The organism is Methylotenera versatilis 301 (genome assembly GCF_000093025.1).
GTDB classification, from domain to species: domain Bacteria; phylum Pseudomonadota; class Gammaproteobacteria; order Burkholderiales; family Methylophilaceae; genus Methylotenera; species Methylotenera versatilis.
In genome coordinates, this window is record NC_014207.1 from 831,502 (window position 1) to 855,789 (window position 24,288).

Sequence of the window (24,288 nt, forward strand, 5' to 3'; positions counted from 1 at the left end):
CATTAATAACAATGATTGCTTAAGCACTGAGCAACGCCTTGTTTTTATGGATGTGATTACGGAGTCGTTGCGTATTTCGCAGCGTACGCATCTATTTAACTGGCTACAAGGTGAGCTGCAATATCTTCTTGGTCATGAAGTCATGATTTTTGGGATTAAATCATCAGAAAATGATACTTATCATTTTGAATACTTTACAAGTACTCGGTATTTTAATGATGAGCAGTTGTCCAGTGTGATAGAGCAAGAGACTGGCCTGATTAGCCAAATAATAAAAATATGGCGAGAAACTACTTTGCCGCTATTTGTTACAAATCAGGAAAATATTGAAGACTTCAGTCATTTTTCAGTGATTAACTTTAATGAAGATATCGTAAAAAAATCTGAACTTAAAAATTTTGTGATGCATGGCTTTGGTGATAATCATAGCAAAATTTCAAGTATTGTTATTTTCGGACGTCTGCATAAATTTCCTAGTATTAATCTAGGAAATATCCTTGAACTAATTATGCCGCATCTGCATTGCGCCTTGGTAAGAATTACAAGTAGCAGGAGTAATGTGGTGATTAATACGGCGGCAATTGCAAATATCATGACTAAAAGAGAGTCAGAGATTCTGCAGTGGCTACACATGGGTAAAACTAATTGGGAAATATCTTCAATTCTTGATATTAGCCAACTGACAGTCAAAAACCATGTGCAAAATATCTTGCGTAAACTTGATGTACAAAATAGAAGTCAGGCCGCAGTGAAAGCCGCAAAACTTGGTTTGATAAAAATGCTCAAGTAATTTGAGTTGCATTACTATTTAGCAGTTCTAACGAACTAATCTTAACCAACTCATCTTGCAATAACACCTCACAATCTTCTCTATATTTAGTTACAACACAAAAGTACTTCCAAAAGACTGACTCTACACTACAAAAATAGTCCGAACGGACTAGCTCATAAATCTCACTTTTTACACTCCCAATGCAAAATTGTTGGCTAGTTCTGGTGGCAGTTTATTCGTGAGCATCACTATTTTTTCTCTAGTCCATACAGACTATTAAAAATTGAAGCGATGTCACAAGCACTGTGTAAATTGCTCACATCGCTTAAAGATTATTTGATTAGGCGTTAAGCAGTACCTCTTTTTAGTAGTTTATTTAGTGTTTATTTTTTAGGGAGACTTACAATGAAATTTCAATTAAAAGCTTTAGCAGCAGCTTTAGCATTAGCAGCAGTTGCAGTTCCAGCACAAGCTAGCATTGATGCAAATGCGAGTGGTAACGGTTCATTCATTTTGACAGTGTTAGACAAAGTTGCAAACGTTTCTGCAGCTTTTGACTTAGGTAAAAATTACAGCGATTTCAGTATTGCTGGTACTTCATTTGCAAACAGTGGTGCTGATGCACAAGGTGTTTCTTTCTCTTGGGATTTAGCTGGTAACTCTGATTACTCTGCAGCTTGGACTTCATTCTTAAATTCTGCAAATTTAGCAAACGTAACATATGCAGTTACTGCGGGTGATAACTTAGGTAACGGTGCTGGTTCACGTGGTTACATTACTACTTATGTTAGTGCAGGTGCTAGCACTACTACAACTTCTTTGCTTACTGCATTAGGCAATATGGATACTTATGTAGGTAATACGTCGGTTGGCGCTGGAAGTACTTTGTTAACAGCAGATAATGGTGCTGCGTTTCAAGCCCCAGCTACAACTTATTACAATGGCAACAAGAACAATAATACTGGTGTTGTTACAGTAGGTGCTATTGGTACGAGTTTAGGTGTTATTCAATCTGTTTCAGCTGCAGCGAACTTATCACCAGTGACAAATACAATGTTTGGCAATGGCGCTAAATTTACTTTAACTACTGCTGGTGCGCTTTCATACACAACTAACCCTATTGTAACTGCTCCAGTGCCAGAAGCTGACACATGGGCAATGATGATGGTTGGTCTAGGTTTGATGGGTTTTATGGCACGCCGTCGCAATCGTAACCAAGCTTAATTCTAATTTAAATTGCAGTAAATCATAATGGCAGAGGTTAAAAAACCTCTGCCAATTGAGAACTTTTTTCGGAGAAAATAGTATGAAATTGACTAAAATCGCTTTAGCCGTTGCTTGTTTAGTAGGTTCTGCTCAAGCTTTCGCAGCGCCTGTTACCGCTGCACAAATCTCAGCTGCAAAAACAGCTGGTACTTTACAACAAGCTTGGATTTCAGGTAACTCAGCACCTACACGTTCTATCTATGAGGGTTGGGTTGGTGCTGGTGCTGGTGTTGGCTGTGATGCTGGTACTAACACAATTTTTTCAAATCAGGCTGCAACTAGCTCAAACGTAACTCCAGGTTCAATTGGTAATTTTAACGCTTACGCTTGTACGCGTGGCGGTGTAGTTTCTGTGCTATACCATACAGTGGATGGTGGTTCATTAAATGCTTACACACCACACACAGTTGGTACAAAACTTGCGCGTGTTAAATTTGTTGGTACAGGTAATGGCTGTAATGCAACTAGTACAACTTACACGGATGCGTCTAACTCTGACAATAATGCAACTGTATGGAAAGGTTGCTCTTTAGTCGGTGTTGCATTGCCAGCTAATGCTATTGCTACTCCAGCCACTAATGCTACAAATGCTGCCGCAGTTGCAGCTGATTCTCTAGCTCCACAATTACCAGTAGGTGGTTTCTCTGATGTTGAGGCTTCATTATTCCCGGTTCAAATTGGCGGTGGTGATGTTTCAGCTGTTGGTACAGACTCTGCAGCTGGCATGGGCCAAGTATTTGGTGTGGTAGTAAGTAAACCTTTATATCGCGCTATGCAAGTAAAACAAGGCATTTCAGCTAATACAGATGCTTTAGATCCAAATTTTGATCCAGCTAATGCACCGACTATCAGTAAAGCACAATACACATCTATCGTCGCTTCAGGTGGTACATATCAAACTGATTGGTCACCAATCGTTGGTGCTGCTGGCGCAGGTAAGAAAATCGTTGTAGCTCGCCGTGTGCAAACTTCAGGTTCACAAGCTAGTTCAAATGCATTCTTTTTGAATAATCCTTGTGCTACTGGTGTTTCAGCTAACTTAAACCCATTAACTGCAGCTGATTCAAACTCATCTATCGAAGTGTTTGAAGGTTCAGGTACAGGTAACGTTAAAACACGTATCACTACAGCTTCTAACTCAGCTGGTGCTGATAACTTTGCTATCGGTGTAATTTCTGCTGAAAATGACTGGCGTATTGAGTCAGCTACTGGTGGTCAAAATGGCTATCGTTTCGTTAAAGTTGAAGGTGTGCATCCAGAAGCTGGTGATACAGCAAATGCACGCGTAACAGCAACTAACGGCGCTTATCCTTTCCATATGGAAATGCATAACTTTGTAGCTAACTCTGCTACTGGTTTTGGTGCAGCTGTTGTTGGTCAAATCACTGCGGCATTGGTTAACCCACCATCAACTTCATGTGCAGTATTACCACGCGGTTTAACAATCAGCCCATTAGCTGGTTCTAGCTGCACTGTTGGCGCACAAGTAGCAAAAATGACTAACCAAGGTAACAATTGTGCACCAACATTGTTAACTGAGTAATGGTCAGTTTAAGTGTAACAAACATTTAAAAATGCAGTTAAGCACACTCCTCAAAAGGGAGTGTGCTTTTTTGTACAGGTAGCGTGATGGGATTTTTAATATTCATCAACCTGCAACATTCGTTTTTCATAATCAATAGCGTTAACTTTTTGGTTTTTTAGTCAATGATGAATAAGAATAATCTTATGGTGTTAAACAATTCGGCCAATATTAAGGGTTTGCTATTGATGTTTCTAATAGCCATGCCAATGAGTGCATTAGCGGATGATGCGCTACTTACCGATGCAAAGACTCAAGCTAAGCCAGCGATAGTTGAATCTTCAGCAAATGACGAACAAAAACCAGTAGAGAAGAATCCGAGTTTTAATGTATTTGAGTTTCAAATTGACGGTAATACAGTTTTGCCAAAAGGTAAGCTTGAAGAGGCTGTTTACCCTTTTTTAGGTGAAGCAAAAACCATTGATGATGTAGAAAAAGCGCGTAGCGCACTAGAAAAAACTTATCAAGATGCTGGTTACTTAACAGTTTCAGTCAGCATTCCTCAGCAAGAGGTGAATCAAGGTTTAGTGATTTTAAAAGTCACTGAAGGCAGTATAGAAAAGTTACGTGTTAAAGATTCAAAGTACACATCCTTAGCTGAAATTAAATCTAGAGTGCCAGAGTTTGAGGAAGGTAAAGTGCCAAATTTCCCTGTTGCTCAACAACAGCTAGGCACAGTTAATCGTGGTCAAAATAGACAGGTCACGCCAGTATTAAGGCCAGGTAAATCACCAGGTAAAGTTGAAGTGGATCTGAAGGTGCAGGATCAATTGCCAGTGCACGGTAGTTTAGAGGTGAATGATAAATACTCACAAAATACTACCAAAACACGTATCAATGGTTCTGTTCGCTATGAGAACTTATGGCAAAAAGATCACAGCATTGGAATTAGCTTTCAGTTATCACCAGAAAATACAGATGAAGTGCAGGTGGTTTCTGCGACTTACTTAATTCCAAGAATGAACGGTGACTATTTTGCGGCATATGGTGTGCTTTCAGAAAGTAGTGCTAAGGCTAGCTCAGTTGGTGATTTAAGTGTCGTGGGTAATAACAATATCTTAGGTGCGCGATATATACACCCATTACCAATGCTTGAAAACTATTACCACAGTGCCACGGTAGGCGCTGATTACAAGGATTCTAACGATAGCGCATCTGAGTTGCCCATTTCTTATACCGCATTTATGCTGGGTTACGATGGCACACTTCAAAACCAAGACTCGCAGACACAATTTAACTTAGGCCTTAATTTTTCAGTACGCGGCCTTGGAAATAAGGAGGAGCAGTTTGCCTATAAACGGTATTTGGCTCAGCCTAACTATGTGTATCTTCGTAGTGAGTTGAAGCATACACAAAAACTCTCATACGACTGGTCAATACTAGCCAAATTAGGTGGCCAAGTTGCTAATGGGCCATTAATTTCAGCCGAGCAGTTTGCCATGGGCGGCGTTGATTCTGTTCGAGGATATGTAGAGTCTAGTGCACTGGGCGATAACGGCATCATGACTTCATTTGAGCTGCATACACCACCATTGAAGAAATTCATTAAAAGTGACTTTGTGGACTTTAAAGAGTTATACGCTTTTAGCTTTGTAGATGCAGCTAGAGTGAGCATTTACGACCCATTACCTGGCCAGACTAAGACAAGCGATTTGTTGTCAGTTGGCTTGGGCGTGAAATTAAAAACCAATAGTGGCATTTTTACAAACTTAGATTACGCCCACACACTCCGTGATGCTGGCGATGTGAAAAATGGCGACGATAGGCTGCATTTTAAGGTCGGCTACGAGTGGTAATTTCTAAAACGTTTTTTAGTAGCTTAGAAATAGACTGAAATCAAAAGGAAATGAAATGAATCAAGGCATGTTTAAATTGGTATACAGCAAAGTTCTGAATATGTATGTACCAGCTTCTGAAGCGGTTCGTAGCCATACAGGCAAAAGCAGCCGTGTGCGCAAACATGCTAAAAATTCATTTGGTTTTGTGTTGGTTGTGATTTACTTTCATACGGCTAACAGTTTTGCAGATACCGTGACTACGGTTGACCTTCAAAAAGCTGTGAACGCCACAGTGCAATCGGCTGTGAACAGCACCATCATTACACAGACCGCATCTAAAGCGGTTTTAGATTGGAATAGGCTAAATATTGCTAAAGGTTATACCCTTAAGTTTGACCAGCAGGGTAACCGTACCTGGTCTGCACTTAACCGTATTCATGATTTATCACCAACCATCTTAAACGGCAATGTACAGGCTGATGGTAATGTTTACTTTATTAATACTAACGGCATTATATTTGGTGCGGATTCTCAATTTAATGTTGGCTCTTTGTATGCGGGCACGTTGGACATTACTGATAGATTATTCAATGACGGATTTATTAATTCGGATGCAACTTTTAAGTCAGTATTTGAAGCGGTTGGCGCAATTTCAACAGGAAGTCTAGTTGTTGAAAAGGGTGCAAACATCACTACTGCAACCAACGGTAAAGTAGTGTTGTTCTCAGAAAATATAGAAAATAGCGGTGTAATTAATACCCCAGATGGACAAACCATTTTAGCCGCAGGTAAGAAAATATACTTGGCTTCTAGCAAAGATCCTGCAGGGTTTATGGTTGAGGTGGATGGTGGTGGTACTGTGACCAACTTAGGAAAAATAGTCGCAGAACGCGGCAACATCACCATGATGGGCTTAGCTGTTAATCAAAAGGGTACGCTAACAGCAACTACGTCAGTAAGAGCAAATGGCTCAATTCATTTGTTGGCTCAAGATCATGTTGATATATCTGGTGTTAGTGTTGTTGGCAAGCGTAATGGGCTTGTGACCTTAGATAAGGATAGTATTACTGAAGTTAATCCAGAGTATGCGAATAAAGAAGAAACCATTGCCTCGCAAGCTTTCAATACATCTCAAGTAAAAATAGAGGCAAGTTTAGTCAATATTGATGGCAAGATTAGTGCCAAAGGTGGCAATGTTACGGTGAGTGCTATCAACCCAGCATCGGCAGAATTAAACAGTCAGAATTCAACTCGAATTTTTCTTGGAGACAACGCTTCGATTGATGTTTCAGGTGTAGATGCTGTAGCGCCTATGTCACGTAATCAGCTTGAAATTCAATTGTTTTCTGATGCATTTAAAGATGACCCCATATTAAGAGACAGTGGTCTATATAAAGAAACTGTTTTTGTCGATGCACGTAAAGGTACGTCGTTATTTGATATTGCGCCTTATTTGGCTTTAAAAGGTGCAACTGTCGCTGAGAAAATGACCAAGGCAGGCAATATTACGCTATCAACACCTGACGATTTAATTGTCAGTAAGAATGCTACTTTGAATATTTCGGGCGGCTCCACAACTTATGAAGCTGGCACAATTAAAGAAACCAACTTAGTTTATAACGGTAAATTGGTGCCAATTTCTGAGGCAAAAACTGGGGTGAGGTATGAAAAGACAGCCGATGTTTATATTGCCAAAGATAGTAGATGGGGTGTTACGCGCAGCTGGGATTTAAGCGGTGGCGGCACGGCTGGGTGGGGTAAGGCGACCACAGGCATTACGCCAAGCCAGCTAAAGACCAGTATAGTAGGTACCTTCATCAATGATTACTTAGAGGGTGATGATGCCGGTATTTTAGACTTAACCGTGCATGATGATAAAGTCATTACACAAAACTTAGTGTTAGCCGGCAACGTTATCTCAAACACCAAAATTGGTGCCGAGCAATTGGCTACTCAGAAAGCTCCGCTAGGTGGCAAGGTAATAGCAAGTGCTAATGATTTGGTAATCTCTAAAGTTGCAACATCAGTAGTGTCGGATATAGTGTTTGAGCAGCAATTGCCTGATTCAACAAACTTTAAGTCATGGTTTAGTCCAGATTTATTGGCAAATGGTATTAACCGTCTGGATTTAACTAAAACAAATCATGTGGTCGTTAATGATGAAATGAAGTTTCAGCCAAATGGCTCGTTCACATTAAACGGACATCTTGCTACAGATAGTGCAGAAATCAACGCCAATATTATTGCCCCCAGTGGCAATATAAATCTAAAAGGGATTACTACCGTAGCAGATGGCGTAACCATTAGCACAGCTGGAAAGTTTACCAACGACCAACCTAATGCGGGAGGTAGCACGTCACAAATTGCCGCTGTAAATGGTGGCAGCATCACGGGTAACCTATTAAACCTTGGCAACAATGTGACTTTAGATGCCTCTGCTGGCGCATGGGTGAATAGTAGCGGCGTGCTAAAAGAAGGGGATGCGGGCAATATTAAATTTGGAACTGCTGCGAGTATAGATGACAGCGTCACTTTACAATCATATGGCTTTAAGCAAGGGGGCACGTTAGCGGTTACATTTGGTACTGGTACTCAAACATTAAATGTCGCAGGAAATCCTAACGCAAGCGATAGCGATATTGATGTTGCATCTAGCTTTTTTACAAAAGGTGGATTTTCTAAATACGACTTATCCGCCTTTAATGTAAACATTGGTGACAACTCAGCGGCACAACAAGAAATCTATACATCAGCTCAAACTTTACGTATGAATACTGGTTTCGCCAACCAAGCAAGCGGGCAACCGATTTCAGCCGTTAGCTCATTGATAGAGGAGCCAGATGCAAGCCGTAAGCCAGTCTCGCTCAGCTTTAGCGCGGGTAAGTTAGGTGGAGTTCTTACCTTGGCTGAAAATACGACTTTACGCACTGGCAGAGGTGGTAGCGTGAGCCTAGACGCAGGTAAGCAAGTGAATGTGTTGGGCGACATCACTACGCCTAGCGGGACGATTAACCTGAAAATTACCGAAGATGCTCAACAGTCCGAAAATTTACCACAAACAATTTTTATTGGTGAAAATGCGATACTAAGCGCGGCCGGTAGCAGCGTTACTCTGCCAGATTCACAATCTAACTTACTTAAAACTCAGGTGTTTAATGCTGGTAGCATTAATATTAATCAGCCGTCATCAATACAAAATGGTGCTGTGGTTATAAAAAATGGCGCTGTGTTAGATGTGTCTGGCGCTTCAATTGAAAATGATACAAAAACAGCAACAGGCTATGTGCGTGAAACACTACACGGAGATGCCGGTACTATCTCAATAAAAGCGGTTGGTAGTTTATTGCTGGATGGTGATTTTAAAGCTGCGGCGACAGGCACCGGACGAAACGGTACATTGGATTTAGTTTCTACAGCGCCAACCTTTACCATCTCACAAGAAAAACAATTGGTGGCCGATAATTTTTCCGCCGGCGATTCATTAACAACTGATGGTGCTAAAGCACAAATATCAGCAGAACAAATTAAAAAAGCAGGCTTTGCAAATTTAAATGTTAAATCCTATGTGGCAGCTGGTTTAGGTGATTCAATAGCGTTAGCTAGCGGGTTAGACTTAAATCTAGCTGGGAATTTAAAGTTAGATACAAGCAGTCTTCATATTAATGATGATGGTGCCTCTAAATTAACGGCTAGTCATATCACACTAAAAAGCGCAAATATCGCAGTTGATCCAGCAAGCGTGGCTTTAGGAAATGGCAAGTTGACTACGCAATCTAAGCAGCTTTTCGTCGATGGTTTGGTTGCCATTTCTGGAGTGAAAGAAACTCAAATTAATACCAGTTTAGATGTAAGTGGCAAAGGCACTGATGTCACTAATGGTGATGTGGCGGCAACCCAAGGCGGCATTATTGCCAATGGCGATATTACCGTAACGGCGCGACAAATCTACCCTAGTACTAATGCTAAGTTTGGAATTGAGGCCGTTTCAGGAAAAATCACCATTAACTCCAGTGGTGCTGTAGCTAAGCCTGTACTTTCTGCGGGTGGGATATTAAGTTTAAAAGGAACTGATGTGGTGCAAAATGGCGTGATTACCGCACCATTTGGTCAGATTGATATTGAAACGACTAATTCAGCTACTTTTACTAAAGGTAGCGTGACATCAGTCTCTGCAAATAACCAAATCATCCCTTACGGCGTAACGACAACAGGTGGCGAGATTTTTAATACTAAAAGCGGCTCTTCTACGCTTTTACTTGATAAAAATATTACGATTAAATCTAGCAAGGTAGATTTGCAGAAAGATTCCATTGTAGATTTATCTGCTGGCGGAGATTTGTTTGCTTATGAGTGGGTTCCTGGTATCGGTGGTAGTAAAGATACACTGGCTCAAGCTAACACTTATGCTGTGATGCCAAGTTTAGGTCAAGATTATGCAGCGTTTGACCAAGTATATTCTGATAGTTCTGCACAAGTTGGCGTTGGTCAATCAGTCTACTTATCTGGTGTGCCAGGATTGGCAGCGGGTAACTATACCTTATTACCTGCACATTATGCCTTAGTGCCAGGCGCATTTTTAGTAGAAGCAAAAGTCACAGGCAGTAATTTACTTCCTGGTCAATCAGTCACTCAGCTTGATGGTGGCGCGTTAACAACTGGCTATATGAGTGAGTTGGCTACTGGTGCGCGTGATGCAACTTGGTCTACCTTTAAAGTGACTGATGGTGCGATATTCCGCCCAGCGACAGGCACGGTTTCTAAAGCGCCTTCGCAATACCTTTTAACCAGTGCAACGACTTTTTTCTCTAACCCACTTAAAACCAATGGCCAAGATGTAAGTTTGCCTTTAGATGTTGGTAAATTAGGGTTAGATTCAACAAAGCTTACTTTAGACTCCACTGTTGTGGCCAATAAAAAGGCCGGCGGCAGTGGTCTACAGGTTGATATTAGTTCAAGTAATATTCACGTAGTTTCAAGCACAGGTGCGGATGATGGCAGTTTACAATTAACTGCAGACAGCATTAATGCACTGAACGCAGAAAGCTTGCTACTTGGTGGTAGTCGCACATTACAGAACGGTGTTGTGGACGTGACAACTTCTGCAGAGACTGTAAGTATAGAAAATGACAGTCACCACGTAATTAAAGTGCCAGAATTTATCGCTACTGCATTAAATAGCGTAACGGTTAAAACTGGCGCGGCAGTCAATACAGGGGCTGCAGCAAAGTCTCCAGCTAAAAAAGTCATCAACGCCAACGGCGATGGTGCATTGCTTGCACTTTCATCTTCAAGCGACATCACGTATAGCCGCACTGGCGGGTCACCAACTTCTACTCAAGGCGAGTTGAGTGTTGAGGATGGTAGCATTCTAAAAGCGGGCAATTCAGTAGTGTTAGACGCCACAAAGTCTGCAAACCTAAAAGGCAATGTAGCCTTACAAGACGGAGGTAGCGCAACACTGGGAGCTAACCGTATTTTGATTGGTAATGCGCCTATCGATATCTTAGGTTTAAATGTCAATGCCGCAGCTTTATCCGCACTAGGTCAACTTAAAGCTTTAACACTCAACAGTTACAACAATATTGATACTTACGGTGCGGTTAATATTGGTAATGCAAATTTAGATTTAACAATGAATGCTGCAGGAATTGTTGGTCATTTAGCGCAAGGTGAAGTGACAGTGCCGACTAATGCCGCTGCAAGTGTCATCACTGCACGTAACTTTACTATTAAGAATACACAAGATGCAGCATTTACAGCATCTGATGACCCTTCGGGACGAGGCTTAGAGATTAATGCCAAAAACGTTAAATTTGATGGCGGCTTAGCAGTCAGCGGTAAAACAAACATTGATGGTTTCAGTAATTTAGAGATTAAGTCCGATGAGATTCGCGTATCTAACCTAGGTGAAATTAATTTTAATGTCGCTGAAACCAAACTCACAACCACCAAATTGACTGCAGACACAGCTGCAAACTACAAAGTAACGAGTATAGGCAAGTTGGAAATTGCTCAGCCTACAACAGGCGCTACTAATAAGACGCCCAGTGGCTTTGGCGCTCAACTAGCAGTGAGTGCGAATGACCTTAAAGTTTCAGGCAATATTGATTTGTCATCAGGCGTGTTAGCGCTCACCTCAACTCATGACCTTAATATTGAAAGTGGCGCAGTGATACGCGCAGCGTCAACGGCAAACACTTTTTACGACAAAACTGTGCATGCTTCCGCTGGTAGCGTGACATTAACCTCTGCTACTGCAAACGTGAATGTGAACGCAGGCGCCTTAGTGGATGTGACTAGTCAGGGTGAAGCAAATGCAGGCTTGGTTAAAGTCGTTGCCACATCAGGTACGGCTAACATTGCTGGTCAGTTAAACGGTGCAGCAGCAGGTACTGGTAACGGCGGTGTTTTGGCTGTAGATGTAAGCACATTGGCAGATTTAACTGCGACCAATAAACAAGCAAGTGGGTTTAGCGAAGGGCGACAATATCGCGTGCGTACTGGTGATGTGAATATTACTGGTTCGACTGCTAATAGCAATGAACTTGCTGCACGTGAAGTTATCGTGAGTGCGGATGCCGGCAGCATTGCTGTTTCTGGCGACATTATTGCCACTGCGCCTAAAAATAGTCGTATTGGTCTTTTTGCAGGAAATGGGGTGACGCTTAACAGTACTGCTAATTTAAAAGCAAACAGTACAAAAGCAGGTGAAGAGGGCGGTAAGGTAGATATTGAAACTAAAACAGGACCATTAGATTTTAAAGTTGGTTCTAAAGTGAATACTGCTGGGGCTGCTGGTGGAAAAGATGGTCAAGTTTATTTAGGTGCAGCCCGTACAGCAGACAATTTAGATATTAATGTCGCCAATATGGATACCACATTTATTGGTGCTAGAAAAATAGATATTGGCGGCTTAGATAGTATTGAAACCGACAAGGTAAATACAACCAATCAAACTACTGCTTTTGATAAAGCCGAAGCTTTTATGAAAAGTGTTGTCGCAGATAGCACTAAGGGTTTACAACGCTTAGGTCTTGCAAGCGATGAGCGCTTTGCTATTGTGCCAGTTGTCGAGTTTAAAAATACTAACGAAAATATATCAAATGGCAAGCTAACACTTGCAGATACTTTTGACCTGCATACTTGGCGGTTTGACCCAGTCACTGGCGAGCGCGTTGTAGATCAGTCGCAGCTGGTAAGTGGTGTTAATGCGGATGGTAAAACCTTGCTGGCTGGCGTACTAAACTTGCGCGCAAAAGGCGATGTGTTAATTAATGCCACTTTAAGTGATGGATTTAGTAATGCTGATTTAAAACTAGTGAGTCAAGCTGGCGCAGCAGCAATCCCAGCTGTGCTCGATGTAGACGGTAATGAAATTACTGCCGAAGTGCCAGCAGTTCAGCCTACTGGCGTTCAGGGAAGAGAATCTTGGTCGTATCATATTGTGGCGGGCGCTGATTTTTCTGCGGCGAATGTCTTAGCGACTTCAAGTCCAGGGAATATTAATGTTGCCGCTAATAAAGGGATTCGAACAGGTGCTGGTAGTATCAATGTTGCTGCTGGTGGCGATTTGAAAATGGGCAATGCAAGCTCTGTCATTTATACCGTAGGCAGAAATGCTGTCACATTGGCTGGTTTTGATTTGCCAGGTAGCAATTTAGCACCCCTATACCTAACCGATGGCGGCGATATTAATATTACAGTTCAGGGTAATGTAATTGGCGCAGAGTCCTCATCTGGTGGTCGTCAGCTAATTAATCAATGGTTATTTAGGCAAGGCGGTAGCGGTAAAGATACTAGCTGGTGGGTAAGGCCAGATTTATTCCAGCAAAGCACCGCTACCTTAGGTGGTGGTGATGTGGTCATTAATGCAGGTGGAAATATCAGTAATTTTTCTGCCTCAGCTGCAACCACAGCGCGATTCCATACCAATGGAAATAACGGTAATCAATCTATAGATGGCGGTGGTGACCTTAAAGTGAAGGCTGGTGGTGATATCGCTAATGGTGTTTATTTTGTTGCGAATGGTGATGGTGATATTAATGCGGCTGGATCGATTCAAAAGCAAGGTAGTACTTTTGGTACATTATTAGCATTGCAAGATGGCAGTTTAAATGTGACTGCGGGTAAAAATGCCTATATTGAAACAGTGATTAACCCAACATTAATTGCATCATCGAAAGATGATACTGAAGGGAAAAAAGCTTACTTTGATTCATACTCGACAAAATCCAAAGTGAATGTTTCTAGTTTGATAGGTAATGCTGAGTTTGGTACTGGTAATACTGCAGATATCACTTCAAAGATTGCAGGCTTGGACACTACCGCTGCAACTAAAAGTTTTAAATATAATCCAGGTAGTTTAAATGTACTGTCGTATAACGGTGACGTGACTATTGGAGGTTCCTCTGGAATCACACTACTGCCTTCTGAAACTGGCGATTTCAAGGTGCTTGCCGCAAAGAATGTTAACTTGGGTAATGTATTAATGTCGGATGCCGACCCAGCAGTATTGCCCAGCATTGCTGCACCTATTTCGGCAGTAGATTTTAAAAAATTTACGGAGAACTCGCCTAAACCGCTTGAAGGTCATGCTTTACAGTTGCTACATAGAAACGATTCTGAGCCAGTCATCATCGTGGCTCAAAATGGCAGTATTTCTCCAATGGATAACGTAACAATTAACGTGCCTAAAGCTGCAAAGCTCTATGCAGGTAAAGATATAGATGGTATCAATCTGATTGCACAGAATAATAGTTCAAGCGACATTACTGTATTAAAAGCTGGGAATGATATTAAGGTAGGTGATGTAACCGTGAGCGGGCCTGGCGAATTGCTAGTACAAGCGGGACGTAATATTGATTTAAGTGCTACACGTGCTGATATTGCCACTACCGGCAATGCTGGCTTAACGCGGAATATTGCCGCTGCAGGCGAAGCTCCAAGTGAGTTGCTTGTGCAAAATAGCAACGCGGCGCTGCCGTCGGAAAGTGCATCTATCACTCTGCAGGCAGGGTTGGGTGATGGCGCGGCGGTACAGACTTACATTGATCGGTACATTCTACCTACCGGGGTTGGTCCAGCTAGTTTGACTGCTAATGCAGCTCAGTTGTCGGATTATCGTGCTTCTACAGCCTTAGCATTGACTAGCTATATGCGAAAAACAACTGGGAATGCCACATTAACTGATGCTGATGCCTTAACGCAATTTAGCGCACTCAATTTAGAAGCTAAAACAATTTTTGTTAACAGGCATTTAACTTCAGAACTAATTGCCTCTGCCAAAGGTTTTGCTAAAGCAGGAAATCACGATCGTGGAAACTCCGCATTAACCACTTTGTTTCCGAACGCTAACCATGGGGATATTTTACTGTATGCCAGCAAAGTAACAACCAGTAATGGCGGCAGTATTGATTTAATTGCCCCTGGCGGCCTCATTAATGTTGGAGCGCCAGGCAAGCAGTTTAAAGACGACGATACAAAAATAGGTGATATTGGTGTAATTACCGAAAAAGGTGGTGAAATCCGCGCGATTGCAGACGGCGACTTTCAAGTGAATCAATCTAAGTTGATTACTCAGTATGGTAGTGATATTGCGATATGGTCTACAAAAGGCACAATTGATGCTGGTCGTGGATCTAAAACTGCAACTTCTGTGCCCGAGCGTATCGTACTGACTGATGCATCAGGTAATACGACGATTGAAGTGAAAGGGGTTGCCGCGGGTAGTGGTATTCGTGCGCAAACATATGACCCTGACGGTTTGAATGGTCCTAAGAAAGCCCCTAAAAAAGGTAGCATTTACTTAACAGCACCTACTGTTGATGCAGGGGAGGCGGGTATTGAAGCTGGGGATTTATTGATAGTTGCACCACTCGTATTGAATGCTGCAAATATTCAAGTGTCTGGAAGTTCATCAGGAGTACCAATAGCAGCAACAGGCGCTGTGGGACCAGTAGGAGCAGGCTTATCTTCTGATTCTGTTAACGCCGCTGTTGCTCAAGTTGCACAAGCGGTTGCACAATCAGCTAATCAAACTTTTGTAAAACCAAGTTTGCCTTCTATTATTTCTGTAGACATCATAGGTATTGGTAAATAACGTTCTCGCATATCCAGTGATTTTGTAGTTCAAGCCATCAAATGGATGGCTTGAATGTGCCTTTATATAAGGTACTAGTTCCATGTATTCAGTTTGTCATATAGCTTTAACCAGCTTGAAATATTTGTTAATTAGACTTCGAAGTTGATTAATTTTAATAAGTTCAAGATGTTTAATTTAAAAACTATGGCAAACAAAAATAATAGCTTATTCATATGGGTTATGACGGCAATGCTGTTATTACCTAGCTTAGCCAGTGCCCAATGGAGTGCTGATTGGGCTTCAAAAAAGAAAATATCTATAGATGCTAAAATCGCTGCCGACTCATCTTCTCAAGGTGAAGCGGTTGTGCGTTTGCATTCAGGAAACTTTGATTTTACTAGTGTTAATGTTGATGGTTCAGACATTCGTTTTATTGCCAGTGATGATAAAACCGAACTCAAATACCACATTGAAAAGTTTGATGCGGTGAATGAGTTGGCAGTTATTTGGGTGCAACTACCAAAGATAGCAGCGGCAGATAAAGATGCGCATTTTTGGCTTTATTCTGGTAATGAAAAGGCTACTAGCTCTGATACAAAAACTTCATGGGATGCCAACACAGTAGCTTCCTTCCAGTTCGCTGAAAAAACGTTTTTACAGGACAGTTCAAGGTCAGCTTTAGTAGCTGGTGGTGAAATTACCTTACAAAAAGCAGGCTTAATAGGCGAAGCCGCAACCTTTGTTGGCAAGCCCTTTGTTATTTCTGCAAACCCAGCAGTTAAATTTATAGCTGGTGCTGGCTACACTTGGTCAGCTTGGATTAAGCCCGCTGCCTTACCCCAACAAGCTACTTTATACACTCAAGGCGATGCTTTAAATCTAAAGCTTGATGGCCAGAAGCTAAGTTTAAATGTTGGCGCCAATAATATTTCTGGCGGTGAGGTCAAGGCCGCTACATGGCAGCACGTCGCTTTCGTTTTAGAAGGAGGCAAAGCCTCTGTCTATATTAACGGTGTATCTGTTGGTACTGGAGAGGCTCCAGGCGTTGATGTTGAGTCGGATGTAAAAATCGGTGAAGGTTACACAGGCGAAATGGATGCACTAGAAATTGCTAACGTTGCACGCAGTGCAGGCTGGGTGAAGTTTGTAGCAAGTAGCCAAGGTGTTGATAGCCAACTGCTAAAAATTGCCGAGGCTGAAGGCGAAGAGGGCGCGGAAGAGGGTGAACCTAATTACATAGGGATATTGATTAACAGTTTAACCATTGATGCAAAAGTTGTTATTGCCATTCTAGCCGTCATGTTCGCAATTAGCGTGTGGGTGATGTGGAGCAAAGCCATGCTGGTGTCACGTACTGATAAAGACAATAAAAAATTCCTCGCACGCTTTCAAAAGACTAGTGGTGATGACTTACTAAGCCTAGATAAAGGTGCCAATTATCCTAACTCTAGCTTGTTCAAGCTCTATCAAGCGGGCGTTCGCGAAATGAAGAAGCGTCAGCATGAGGGTGAGAAGTTGTCGCTAAGCGGCGCCTCTATGGATGCGATTAAAGCCGCAATTGATGCTGACTTAGTCCGTGAAACTCAGCGACAAAATGCTGGTATGGTGTTGCTTACCATTGCGATTTCAGGCGGTCCATTTTTGGGTTTATTGGGCACTGTGGTTGGCGTAATGATTACCTTCGCGGCCATTGCTGCAGCGGGTGATGTCAACGTTAACGCGATTGCGCCAGGTATTGCCGCCGCGCTCTTAGCGACGGTTGCTGGTTTAGCCGTGGCGATTCCCGCCTTGTTTGGCTACAACTATCTTGCTAGCAGAGTCAAAAACATCACCATTGCGATGCAGATATTTGTAGATGAGTTCGTCACAAGATCAGCCGAACTATACGGTAAGTAAGCCATTCCTTTAAACCTTATTTAGGGCAGTCCAATGTCAGAAGGCGTTAAGGAAGAGAACCAGCTATACGACGAAATTAATATTACGCCGATGCTAGATTTAGCCTATGTGTTATTAGTGATTTTTATCATTATGACGACGGCTTCTGTGCAAGGCGTAAAGGTAGATACACCGCAAACAATTAACTCAGCAAGTTTGGCTAAACCGCAAATAAGAGCAATTACGATTACCAGTGATGGGTCGGTTTATCTAGATGCTTACCCTGTAGATATGGCAAGTTTAGAGCAGCGCTTAAGTGAATATAAAAATGGCAATCCTGAATTACCTGTTGTGCTAAAAGGTGATGCTGCGGCTCATTATGAAAAGGTTTCAGAAGTGCTTGAGATTTGTAAAAAGCTCGATATTACTGAAGTTGGTCTCGTGACTAAAAAGATAGCTCAATAAGTAAATGAGATAAATCATGCAAGTACAAAACGATGCCCAGCCTTATGACACCATTAACATCACGCCCATGCTGGATTTGGCGTATGTGTTACTCGTGATATTTATTTTAATGACGACTGCTGGCGTGCAAGGTTTAACGATGAACTTACCTAAGCCATCTAACAAACCAAGCACTGAAAAACATGATGTGAAAGTTGTGCAAGTACAGCAAGGTGGTGGCGTCACAATTAATGGCGCAGGCGTCAGTATGGCAGAGTTGGAAAGCCAACTTAATGCGGCGAAAGCTAGCGACCCTAAGTTTAATGTGATGATTAAAGGTGATGCCAAAGCGCCTTATGCAGGCGTGGTAAGCGTTATCGACTTAGTGAATAAGTTAGAAATTGAAAATGTGGGACTGGTTACAGGCCGAATAGGTAGTTAATGAACGATTCAATTCGAACCACTTATGACGCGATGCTAGATGATGAAATGCCATCAAATAGCCATGTATGGCTCAAGCGAACGGCTATTGCTTTAATTGTATTACTTACCTTATTTGCGATTGGCTATGGCGTTAAAAAGCTCATGTCAGGTGGTGCCGTGCATAAAAAGCAAGTCACTACGATTAAGTTATTACCTGATACGCCGCCACCTCCACCGCCACCGCCACCAAAAGAACCTCCGAAAGAGCAAGTTAAAGAGCAACCTAAAGAAATAAAAACTGAACAACCTAAACCTGCCGAAACACCGCCAGCTGAGCAGTTAAAGATGGAGGGAGCGGTAGGCAATGGACCTAGTCCATTTGCTGCTGGCGCGGTGAGTAATGAATATAAAGGTGGGGAAATTAAAACGATAGGTTCTGATGGCGGTGCTAAGTTTAATTGGTATGCAGGCGTTGTGAAAAGCCAAATTGAATCGGCATTGGAAAAAGATAAGCAACTCACCGCAGCTCAATATAAAGTCGTCGTGAGTGTTTGGTTAAAGCCATCTGGCGAAATAGAAAAGTTGGAACTTTCAGGTGCTGATGCTAGTGAAGAAATTCAACGTGCAATTAAATCTGCTTTAGAAAATATGCCAGCTATGCGGGAAACTCCACCGCAAGATATGCCACAGCCTATTAAGCTGAGGATCACTGCTAGAAAAATGGGTTAGACGTACATTTTTTAGTTCGTAAATTTTTAGAATTGTTTTGATGTTGTTAAATTTTATATTTAGAAGTTTGAGAGATTGAATATGTTGAAGAACACACCATTCACAAGCGGTACTAAGTCCAGCGTAAATCCTAAAGTCATGCTGGCTATGTCCTTACTAGTCGGTATGAGTACAAATGGCAATCTCGCTCATGCTGATGAGCGCGAGTCTTTAGAGCAATTAAGGGCAACGACCAGTAATTTGATTGAATTATTAGTGCAAGAAGGTGTGTTAAATAAAGACAAAGCTGAAGCCATCGTTAAAAAAGCTAATCAAGATGCTGCCAAACAGGTGCAACAAGCCAAAGCGGATAAAACATTAGATGGCAGTTCAACTTTAGATGAAAAGTCTGTCCGGGTGCAATATGTGCCAGAACACATCAAAAAAGAGATGCGTGCAGAGATTGAAAAAGAAGTCATGACGAATCTTAATTATAAAGCTGGTGAGCGCTTAGGTATGCCTGGCTGGCTGGATAGAATTAGTTTTTACGGTGATATGCGTTTACGTTTTGAGAATAATGCTTTTTCGGAAAGTAACGCACCTAAAGACCTCCTGAATGGAGGTATCCATAATAACCGTCAATCCGATATTAAAAACACGACTGAAGATCGTAACCGCTTTCGTGTGCGTGGCAGATTAGGTGCAGATTTAAAAGTAAATGATTGGTTAAGTGGTGGCTTGAGAATGACGACTGGTCAATTAACTAGTCCCGTGAGCCCCAATCAAACTGAACAAGTTTCTGAAGGCAAATACTCCTTCGCATTAGATCGCGCTTATCTTAAGGCGCAGCCTAGAGACTGGTTAAGTATTACTGGAGGCAGGTTTTCTAATCCATTCTTTTATACCGATATGGTGTTTGACCCAGACTTAGCATTTGATGGTGTTGCTACAACATTTACACCAACAATTAGTGACAGTTGGTCATCGTTTACCACTGTTGGCGCTTTTCCAATTGAAGATATTGAGTCTTCAGATACGAATAAAGCTAAGAGCAAATGGCTTTATTCCTTACAAACAGGTATTAAATGGCAATCTGCGAACAAGTCTACCGTTAAATTAGCGCTTGCGTACCATGATTTTAGTAATGTTGAAGGACATGCAAATTCGTTAGCACTGCCTGGGGCTTACGATGGGACTGTGCCAGCATTTAGACAGAAAGGTAATAACACTTTCAATATTAACGATGTATTTGGTGCAGGTAAAGAGAAGTATGCATTAGCCTCTAAGTTTGAATTGGTGAACCTAACTGGTCAGGTTGATTTGCTTACATTTGATCCTGTACACGTCACCGTAACAGGCGACTATGTTCAGAATATTGGCTTTGATGCGAATGAGATTTTCAAAAGGACTGGTACTCGATATGAAAAAGAAAACGAAGGTTATCAAGTACGTTTAGATGTAGGCAGTAATAGCTTTAACGGCCCTTCATCAACAGAAGTAAAGCCAAATGATTGGCAAGTGTCGTTAGGCTATAAGCGAGTTGAGGCAGATGCGGTATTAGATGGCTTTAACGACTCAGATTTCCACTTAGGCGGCACCGATACTAAAGGCTGGTTGTTGGGTGCTAATTATGGCATTGATAAAAATGCATGGTTGAGTGCGCGTTATTTTAGCGCGGATTCAATCACTGGCCTGCCATTAGCCATTGATGTACTTCTGCTAGATTTTAACGCTAAATTCTAATTGAGAAAGATGATGAAACTCAAATTTCAGCACATGCTATTAAGCTTAATGATAGCGTCATTTTTCATTGGATTTGTTTACCCAGATATGGCCAATGCCGCATCAAAGCAAGATAAATCAGCTAAGCGCACGGCATTAATGATACAAAAAATTAAGCAAGATGCAGAGTTAGAGAAAACGAATATGCAAGCTCAGTTCGATATGCAAAAAAAGAAGCTGGAAGAAGAGCTTGCTAGTAAAGATGAGCAGCTAATAAAAACTGAAAAAAGCATGGCCACTACAGAGCGCAAACTTAAAAGTTTAGAAAGTGACATTGCAAAAGTAAAAGCTGAAAAAACAGCCTTAGATAGTAAGCAATTAGAAACCCAGACACAGTTAGAGTCAACCCAGAAAATTCTCGCTGATTTAAATGCACAGTATAAGCAGGCACAGGCCGATTTAAAGTTCAATGACAATCAGCGTAAAACGCAATCAACTCATCTAGCTGAAACGACTAAGTTACTGGATGCTTGCGAAATTAAAAACACTAAACTCCATCAGTTTGGTACAGAGCTGATAAAAATTTACGACAAGCCAGATAGCTATGAAGCTGTTATGCGCAAAGAAAGCTTTTTTCAGCTTAAACGAGTTGAGTTAGAGAATATATTACAAGCTCAGCAAGATAAGCTTGACGATGAAAAAGTGGTCAGCAGAAAGCCTGCATATTAATGATTCAAATGATATTTTTGACACTTATTTGAAAATAAGTATGTTAGAAATATTACGGTAATAATCACTGCGTAGTATGCCTATTCACCGTTAGAGTGAAACCATGATTAATCAATATAAAACCCTTTCTAGAGTATTACCTTTTGCCGTATATATATTATTTCTAGCGCTTAGTGATTATTTAGCGCCTATTTGCCATAGCTTGAATTTGGATGACAAGTGGCTTTATGTTTCTAGAATCGTAGTGGTAGCGCTGCTAATAGTGTATTTCTGGCGAGAGTTTACTGAATTAAAACTTACTGCGTTAAACGTTAGACCCATCATGGCAGATTTATTCGTTGCTCTTGCCGCAGGTCTATTAGTCTTATTTTTCTGGGTTGCGCCATTCCCTGCATGGGCTACACTGGGCAGTGATCACGCTAGCTTCAACCCCGTAGCAGGTGAAACTAAACAAGCAGCCTTTTTTTGGTTATCTACACGTATTTTAGGTGCAGCTCTAATTGTTCCAGTGATGGAAGAGTTATTTTGGCGCTCTTTTGTCATGCGCTGGGTAGATAACAAAAACTTCCTAAGCATTCGTCCCGAGAATACCTCCCTCTATGCCTATATTGCTAGCTCAGTATTATTTGCACTAGAGCATAATCTATGGCTTGCAGGACTGTTTGCAGGACTTGTTTATGGGGCTTTGTATATTAAGTACAAAAATCTATGGGTTCCTATTTTTGCGCATGCTGTTACAAATGGCTTGCTAGGTATTTGGGTAGTTCAAACAGGCAATTGGCAGTATTGGTAATGAGTAAAGCCTGTTATAAAGTAATTTCAATGGCTTGTTTGTTGCCGATTTCGATGCCTTTGTTTGCTACAGGCATTATAGATATCAAGCCTTATATCAGTACAAATATTGATTACGACGATAATATATTTAGATTCTCCTCTCCAGAACAGGCAAAAGCTGTGTTTGACTCATCGGATACTTCGGATGTAGTCAAACGTGTGGACATTGGGGTGAATGTGAATCTGCGTTTAGATAGGCAATTGCTAACTGTCTCGTCTAATATCAATGAAAGCCGTTATGATCGATTTCAGATATTAAATAATACGGGTAATGCTAACAAAGTTACATGGAATTGGCGTGTAGGTAATAATGTCTATGGCGAGCTAAGTGCTAGTAGAAATGAGGCCATTGCTGGATTTAATGAGATTAAACAACCCGTTAAAAACTTAAGAACATCTAGCCGCCAGTTGGCCAGTATCAATTGGAACTTTAAACCCGACTGGACGCTGAGCCTTAGTCGCGAGCTAGGATCAACTGAGAATGAACTTGCAAGCTTCAATGCCTTAGATAGAGATGATGATAGTTATGAAGCTGGTGTTCGATATCAAAATCGATTAGGCACACAACTTGGTCTGGCATATCGTGTTGTAGATTCAAAATATCTTAATAGAACAGGCTTTACCCAAGCATCCTTTGGTAGTGAAAGCACTCAAAAAGAAGTAATTGCTACGGCAGCTTGGTTACCTACGCATCAAACAAGAATCTCTACAAGATTAGCCCAAGTTAATTTACAGCATACAGACGTTTCTGGGCGCGATTTTAATGGGTTTAGTCAACGATGGAATATTGATCACTCCTTTACAGGTAAAACGAAAATAAACTTAACCGCTTATCAAGAAGTTAATGCTGTGGATGATGTTTTATCTACTTATGTTAGAACACAAGGGGTTAGCATTAACCCAACGTGGAATGCGACTAGAAAGATTTCTGTACAAGCTGGTTTGGGTTACGAAGAAAGACGTTATTTAGGTAGTGCTGCTAACGCTGCTGAGGCGGATAGACAAGATCAGTCTGAGCTTGCTAATCTTTCTTTAACATATAGTCCAACTAGAAAATCAATAGTGCAAATTCAATATCAAACTGAAAATAGAACATCAGATACAACTAATGTTTCTTACAAATTTAATAACGTTAATTTGCTGATGAGATATGACTATTAATTTTCTTAATTTGATGGATCTAATCCAAATGGACTAGGTTAAATCAAATAGTTGTCACTTAATTCTTTGATAATGCTTTTAGTGAAAGTTATATCTGAATATATCAAAGGTAAATTGTGAATAAAAAATTGATTTATGTGATGCTTGGTCTGCTAATCAGTTCGCCTGCGTTATCGGCAACTGTCACTAAAGTAGGTACTAATTTCGATGTTGTTTATGATGATACAAAATTAGGCTTATTTAGAGGCTTAGATTTAGTTGGTGATAATCTATTTTTTACGCCTAATAACTTTAAAGCCGAATCGTATAACGGTACTGGGTTAAACGTAACATCCTCTACAGCTAATGACATTCGCCTGATTGCAAAAGGGGATTTTAAGTTTGGGTCAATTGGTCTGCAGGAATTTGGTGACTACTTCTTGCTTGGTGGTGGTCAGGTGAGCCTCGGTGGACAGTTAAGAGCATTTGATCCAACTAAACCATTTGCGACACAAAGTAGTGCTAATATTTTCGTGTCCTCAACAACACCTCTTAATTTGAATGACGGCATCAACCATGATTGGTATGGGGAAGCTAATATTAGCAATAGTACATCAACTGTTATCCCTGGGAATGCAGGCTGGCTTAGCAGTGCAAGTACTGTTGTTATATCGGTAGAGAATATTCTTACAGCATTTACACCAGCAAACTTATCAGGACCTCAAGGTGCTTTTATAGAGAAAAAATTCGCTGGCGTAGGCATGGTGATTACTTCTTCAGTACCAGAACCAGAAACATGGGGCTCATTACTAAGTGGCCTGTTGATACTGGGATTTGTTATTTCACGGAGAAAAAATTAAGCCTATGAGGTCGTGTTTATTTAAATAAGCATTTTCATAAGTAAATCTAACCCTTGATTTTACACATAATAAAT

14 protein-coding genes are annotated in these 24,288 nt (G+C 41.2%); all 14 read left to right on the forward strand.

The annotated features are described in order from the left end of the window. Positions 1–46: 46 nt before the first annotated feature. The 14 genes from epsA (at position 47) to M301_RS03875 (ending at position 24,214) form a co-directional block, all read left to right on the forward strand. Positions 47–790 carry an XrtB/PEP-CTERM-associated transcriptional regulator EpsA gene (gene epsA / locus M301_RS03810; RefSeq protein ID WP_013147436.1) on the forward strand — a complete coding sequence of 248 codons (744 nt, stop codon included), beginning with the start codon at positions 47–49 and terminating at the stop codon, positions 788–790. A gap of 387 nt (positions 791–1,177) precedes the next feature. Then, complete coding sequence (locus M301_RS03815; protein ID WP_013147437.1) at positions 1,178–1,996, forward strand: PEP-CTERM sorting domain-containing protein; 819 nt, start codon at positions 1,178–1,180, stop codon at positions 1,994–1,996. Positions 1,997–2,078: 82 nt separating this feature from the next. Next, entirely contained in the window at positions 2,079–3,581 is a 1,503-nt protein-coding gene (locus M301_RS03820) for a hypothetical protein (protein ID WP_013147438.1), read from the forward strand. Between the two features lie 185 nt (positions 3,582–3,766). Further along, a complete protein-coding gene (locus tag M301_RS03825) occupies positions 3,767–5,416 on the forward strand; it encodes a ShlB/FhaC/HecB family hemolysin secretion/activation protein (protein WP_238524663.1) in 1,650 nt (549 codons plus the stop codon). Between the two features lie 55 nt (positions 5,417–5,471). After that, a complete protein-coding gene (locus M301_RS03830) occupies positions 5,472–15,497 on the forward strand; it encodes a filamentous haemagglutinin family protein (RefSeq protein ID WP_013147440.1) in 10,026 nt (3,341 codons plus the stop codon). Positions 15,498–15,665: 168 nt separating this feature from the next. Further along, complete coding sequence (locus tag M301_RS03835; RefSeq protein WP_013147441.1) at positions 15,666–17,375, forward strand: DUF2341 domain-containing protein; 1,710 nt, start codon at positions 15,666–15,668, stop codon at positions 17,373–17,375. 33 nt (positions 17,376–17,408) lie between these two features. Beyond that, positions 17,409–17,819 (forward strand): ExbD/TolR family protein, encoded by a 411-nt coding sequence (locus M301_RS03840; protein WP_013147442.1) that lies wholly within the window; start codon positions 17,409–17,411, stop codon positions 17,817–17,819. A gap of 16 nt (positions 17,820–17,835) precedes the next feature. After that, positions 17,836–18,240, forward strand: a complete 405-nt coding sequence (locus M301_RS03845) for an ExbD/TolR family protein (protein WP_013147443.1) — start codon at positions 17,836–17,838, stop codon at positions 18,238–18,240. Next, positions 18,240–18,950 (forward strand): TonB C-terminal domain-containing protein, encoded by a 711-nt coding sequence (locus M301_RS03850; RefSeq protein ID WP_013147444.1) that lies wholly within the window; start codon positions 18,240–18,242, stop codon positions 18,948–18,950. The genes M301_RS03845 and M301_RS03850 overlap by 1 nt, the downstream gene beginning before the upstream one ends. A gap of 81 nt (positions 18,951–19,031) precedes the next feature. Then, positions 19,032–20,672, forward strand: a complete 1,641-nt coding sequence (locus tag M301_RS03855) for a putative porin (protein WP_013147445.1) — start codon at positions 19,032–19,034, stop codon at positions 20,670–20,672. 9 nt (positions 20,673–20,681) lie between these two features. Continuing rightward, positions 20,682–21,380 carry a hypothetical protein gene (locus M301_RS03860; protein ID WP_238524664.1) on the forward strand — a complete coding sequence of 233 codons (699 nt, stop codon included), beginning with the start codon at positions 20,682–20,684 and terminating at the stop codon, positions 21,378–21,380. Between the two features lie 103 nt (positions 21,381–21,483). Beyond that, entirely contained in the window at positions 21,484–22,173 is a 690-nt protein-coding gene (locus tag M301_RS03865) for a CAAX prenyl protease-related protein (protein ID WP_013147447.1), read from the forward strand. After that, entirely contained in the window at positions 22,173–23,375 is a 1,203-nt protein-coding gene (gene epsL / locus M301_RS03870; protein WP_013147448.1) for an XrtB/PEP-CTERM-associated polysaccharide biosynthesis outer membrane protein EpsL, read from the forward strand. The genes M301_RS03865 and epsL overlap by 1 nt, the downstream gene beginning before the upstream one ends. Before the next feature lie 116 nt (positions 23,376–23,491). After that, positions 23,492–24,214 carry a PEP-CTERM sorting domain-containing protein gene (locus M301_RS03875; protein WP_013147449.1) on the forward strand — a complete coding sequence of 241 codons (723 nt, stop codon included), beginning with the start codon at positions 23,492–23,494 and terminating at the stop codon, positions 24,212–24,214. Positions 24,215–24,288: the final 74 nt, after the last annotated feature.